Raw genomic sequence first — 5,000 nt, 5'->3', positions numbered from 1 at the left:
CTGCCCGATGCCTGAGATCGCGCAGCGCCAATCATAGGCTTCTGCGACAGAATAAAAAAAGCCCGGGCCCTGCGGGTCGTGCCTCAGCCCACCGACGACATGGCCGGCAATAAAGCCTGCCTGCCCTTCCGCCGCCACGCTCAACGGCGTCGTCGCGGATTGAGCAAACTCCAGATCGGGTGCTGAAATCAGCGCCAGATCGTCGTCCACAAGCGTATCAAGCAAATAGGGAGCGAACAGGCGATCTGATTCTGGGTCGCCCTCGGTGACGATGGCGATGGGTTTGCCGAGAAGGCGGATGTTTTTGAACGTGAAAAGCACCGATTGATCGTTTGAAATCCAATCGGCGAATCGCCCGATAGCAAAAACACTCCATATTCCTGGCACGGCAGAGTGCCCGAACAACACCTCTTCCCCGATTCGATCGGCAGCGATATCCACATAGTGATCCAGCGGGCATTTGAGCTGGAAGGTTCCGGTGAGCCGGTCGCCAGGATCGATTCGGAAAATAAGCCTGTTCATTTCGCATCCCCTCAAGGTTTTTGCCGTAGAGGAGATTACTTCTCTTTCTGCCGTGTCGCAGTTCGGGCAACTACGTACTGACTCACCCCGAAACGCCGCAAACCTTCACGGCCGTCGCAGCGCTGGATGGGCTGGTGAGCGGGAGGGACCGTTCACTGCATTCCCTTTTACGGGTCTGCGAGACCGTGCATCTCCAACTCGATGTCGCTACGTGCCCTGCATGAAGGCCCGGATCTGAACCGCTATCGTCACCGTAACGCCCCTGGTCGGCCCATAGAGCATGTCTGAGCTTGATTGAATCGATTGTGGATTCCCAAATCGGCTTGGATGTGATTCATCATTGATGCTGGATTGGAGGCCAGCATCCATGATCAAGCCCTATTCCGATGATTTGCGCGAACGTGTTGTTGCTGCAGTTGGCACCGGGGAAAGTTGCCGGTCTGTCGCCGCCCGTTTTGGCGTTGCGGTTTCTTCGGTTGTGAAGTGGTCGCAACGCTCGAGGTCCACGGGGTCGGTCACACCAGATCGAATGGGTGGCCGGCGTCCTGTCATTCTCAATGCGCACAGGCAATTTGTTCTTGAACAGTTTCAGCAGACTCCGCACCTGACCGTGCGGGGTCTGCAAGCGCTTTTGGCCGCACAAGGCGTACAGGTATCCCATGATAGCATATGGCGCTTTATCCGGCGCGAGGGTCTGAGCTTTAAAAAAAAGCCTGTTCGCGCTTGAGCAGGCTCGGGCTGCGGTCGCCCGTCAGCGGCAGCGCTGGAAGTCCTGGCAGGCTTGGCTCGATCCATCGCGGTTGGTGTTCATCGATGAGACGTGGATCAAGACCAATATGGCGCCCCTGCGTGGATGGGGTCCAAAAGGGCGGCGGCTCAAGGGCTATGCGCCGCACGGCCATTGGCGCACCATGACCTTCCTGGCCGGATTGCGCATGGACGGCCTGACGGCGCCCTGCGTGTTCGATGGCCCAATCAACGGGCTCTCGTTCCGCGCCTATGTCGAGCAGGTCCTGATCCCCACGCTCAAGCCGGGTGACATCGTCATTCTCGACAATCTGGGCAGCCACAAAAGCAAGGCCGTGCGGGACGCCATTCGCGCCGCGGGCGCGCGCCTATGGTTCCTGCCGCCCTACTCACCGGACCTCAACCCCATCGAGCAGGTCTTCGCCAAGATCAAGCATTGGATGCGTATAGCGCAACAACGCACGATCGAAGAAACATGGCGCCTGATCGGACACCTCGTCTCAACCATCAAACCCCAGCAATGCAGAAACTACTTCAAGAACGCAGGATATGCTTCAATAAAAACCTGACATGCTCTAGAGGCAATCAAACAACCGGGTTAGCCACCATGGAATGAAGACCCAACGAGCCACAAGCCGTGGATCCGCGGGACCGACCTATAACCGCGTGAGCAGATATCACCATTCTCGAGGTTGCACCTCGTGCTCTCGATTTCCGGTCTCTTTTGTTTGGGACGGCTATTGGGAGTGCTGTGGTGGTTGTTCTTAAGCAGCGTTGTCGCGAGACGTTTGCGGGGTGTTTTTGTCTTGCGGTTTTGAACGCAAAAAGCCCCCGGGGGGACCGGGGGCTTTTTGGTTATTATTGAGAAGGTTGGTGTGTTTGCTAGACCTGGCGGCGACCTACTCTCCCGTGCCTTAAGACACAGTACCATTGGCGCTGAAGTGTTTAACGGTCGAGTTCGGAATGGGATCGGGTTCTGGGCACTTCGCCATAGCCACCAGGTCGAACAAACACACTGTTATGTCTCGTGAACTGGTCTTTGTTTTCTGATCTGCAACACGTTTGGGTGCTGCGATTATAGGTAAATGAGAACGATCAAGCCGATCGAGCTATTAGTACTGGTAAGCTTCACACATTGCTGCGCTTCCACACCCAGCCTATCAACGTGGTGGTCTTCCACGGCTCTGATAGGGAATACTGGTTTTGAGGGAGGCTTCCTGCTTAGATGCTTTCAGCAGTTATCCCGTCCGAACTTAGCTACCCTGCACTGCGGCTGGCGCCACAACAGGTCCACCAGAGGTTCGTCCATCCCGGTCCTCTCGTACTAGGGACAGCTCCTCTCAATATTCCAACACCCACGGCAGATAGGGACCGAACTGTCTCACGACGTTCTAAACCCAGCTCACGTACCACTTTAAACGGCGAACAGCCGTACCCTTGGGACCTGCTCCAGCCCCAGGATGTGATGAGCCGACATCGAGGTGCCAAACGATGCCGTCGATAAGGACTCTTGGGCATCATCAGCCTGTTATCCCCGGCGTACCTTTTATCCGTTGAGCGATGGCCCTTCCACGCGGGACCACCGGATCACTATGACCGACTTTCGTCTCTGCTCGACTTGTCAGTCTCGCAGTCAGGCAGGCTTATGCCATTGCACTCAACGACCGATTTCCGACCGGTCTGAGCCCACCATCGCGCGCCTCCGTTACTCTTTGGGAGGCGACCGCCCCAGTCAAACTACCCACCACACGCTGTCCCGGGTACTGTTATACCGCGGTTAGACATCCATGACGATAAGGGTGGTATCTCACATTGCGGCTCCACAAGGACTGGCGTCCCTGCTTCAAAGCCTACCACCTATTCTGCACATGCCGACACGAATGCCAGCGTGAAGCTATAGTAAAGGTGCACGGGGTCTTTCCGTCTGACCGCAGGAACCCCGCATCTTCACGGGGAGTTCAATTTCGCTGAGTCGATGCTGGAGACAGTGGGGAAGTCGTTACGCCATTCGTGCAGGTCGGAACTTACCCGACAAGGAATTTCGCTACCTTAGGACCGTTATAGTTACGGCCGCCGTTTACCGGGGCTTCAATTCAAGGCTTGCACCTCTCCTTTTAACCTTCCGGCACCGGGCAGGCGTCAGACCCTATACGTCGCCTTGCGGCTTCGCAGAGCCCTGTGTTTTTAATAAACAGTCGCCACCCCCTGGGTTGTGCCACCCGCCAATGGTTGCCCAAAGACGGGTCATGCTTATCCCGAAGTTACGCATGCAATTTGCCGAGTTCCTTCAGCATCGTTCTCTCAAGCGCCTTGGTATACTCTACCTGTCCACCTGTGTCGGTTTGGGGTACGGTCTATAAGCTGGGGCTATTTCCTGGAACCGCCTCACTGCATGTCCAATCCAATAAGGACACACAACTCTGGCAATCCGTCACTTCCCAGCAGGCTCACGAATATTAACGTGATTCCCATCGACTACGCCTTTCGGCCTCGCCTTAGGAGCCGGCTAACCCTGCGCTGATTAACATTGCGCAGGAACCCTTGGACTTTCGGCGAGAGTGTCTCTCACACTCTTTGTCGCTACTCATGTCAGCATTCGCACTTCCGATACCTCCAGGACCCCTCACGGGTATCCCTTCGCAGGCCTACGGAACGCTCCGCTACCGCGTGCAGTAAACTGCACACCCTAAGCTTCGGTGCATGGTTTGAGCCCCGTTACATTTTCGCCGCAGGAACGCTTGACCAGTGAGCTGTTACGCTATCTTTAAAGGATGGCTGCTTCTAAGCCAACCTCCTGGTTGTCTAAGCATTCCCACATGCTTTCCCACTTAACCATGACTTGGGGACCTTAGCTGTAGGTCAGGGCTGTTTCCCTTTCCACGACGGACCTTAGCACCCGCCGTGTGTCTGCCAGATAGTACTCTTGGGTATTCGGAGTTTGGTTAGGTTTGGTAATCCGGTAAGGACCCCTAGCCCATCCAGTGCTCTACCCCCCAAGGTATTCGTCTGACGCTCTACCTAAATAGATTTCGCGGAGAACCAGCTATTTCCGAGTTTGATTGGCCTTTCACCCCTAACCACAAGTCATCCCCGTCTTTTTCAACAGACGTGGGTTCGGTCCTCCAGTGCGTGTTACCGCACCTTCAACCTGCTCATGGCTAGATCACTCGGTTTCGGGTCTAATCCGTCGTACTTAACGCCCTATTCAGACTCGGTTTCCCTACGCCTACACCTAACGGCTTAAGCTTGCACGACAGACTAAGTCGCTGACCCATTATACAAAAGGTACGCCATCACCCAGGACAAACCTTGGGCTCTGACTGTTTGTAGGCATCCAGTTTCAGGAACTGTTTCACTCCCCTCGTCGGGGTGCTTTTCACCTTTCCCTCACGGTACTTGTTCACTATCGGTCGCACACGAGTACTTAGGCTTGGAGGGTGGTCCCCCCATGTTCAGACAGAATTTCACGTGTTCCGCCTTACTCAAGGACAAAAAGCTTTTCTACCGGTACGGGGCTATCACCCACTAAGGCAGACCTTTCCAGGTCCTTCCCGTTCTTAGCTTTTTGCCACTGGCCTGGTCCGGGTTCGCTCGCCACTACTACCGGAGTCTCAATTGATGTCCTTTCCTACGGGTACTGAGATGTTTCAGTTCCCCGCGTTCGCTTCCCCTAAGGGATGGTCCGAAGACCGGGTTTCCCCATTCGGAAATCGCCGGATCAAAGCTTATTC

The 5,000-nt window shown here is 55.4% G+C and carries 2 protein-coding genes and 2 rRNA genes (2 of these 4 running past the window's edge); 1 reads left to right on the top strand and 3 read right to left on the bottom strand.

Going from position 1 to position 5,000, the window contains the following annotated elements; all coding sequences use genetic code 11:
• Nucleotides 1-522, bottom strand: partial view of a hypothetical protein gene (locus ACP148_RS00035; protein ID WP_425032990.1) — the 5' portion only. 303 nt of this gene lie to the left of the window's left edge; only the first 522 of its 825 coding nucleotides appear in the window; the start codon lies at nt 520-522; its stop codon lies off the left edge, out of view.
• Between the two features lie 367 nt (nt 523-889).
• On the opposite strand from ACP148_RS00035, the gene ACP148_RS00030 reads away from it, so the two are divergent.
• A protein-coding gene (locus tag ACP148_RS00030; RefSeq protein WP_421951019.1) for an IS630 family transposase occupies nt 890-1,838 on the top strand; the annotation gives its coding sequence in 2 pieces (ribosomal slippage) (nt 890-1,225 and nt 1,227-1,838; 948 coding nt in all).
• A gap of 317 nt (nt 1,839-2,155) precedes the next feature.
• Here the strand turns inward: ACP148_RS00030 and rrf are convergent.
• Nucleotides 2,156-2,271 (bottom strand): 5S ribosomal RNA (gene rrf / locus ACP148_RS00025).
• A gap of 89 nt (nt 2,272-2,360) precedes the next feature.
• Nucleotides 2,361-5,000, bottom strand: a 23S ribosomal RNA gene (locus ACP148_RS00020) (it continues 90 nt past the right edge of the window).

It is taken from the genome of Pelagibacterium sp., assembly GCF_965249125.1.
Classification (GTDB): Bacteria; Pseudomonadota; Alphaproteobacteria; order Rhizobiales; family Devosiaceae; genus Pelagibacterium.
The sequence above is the reverse complement of the archived record's forward strand: the minus strand, read 5'-3'. Positions and strand labels throughout refer to the sequence as shown.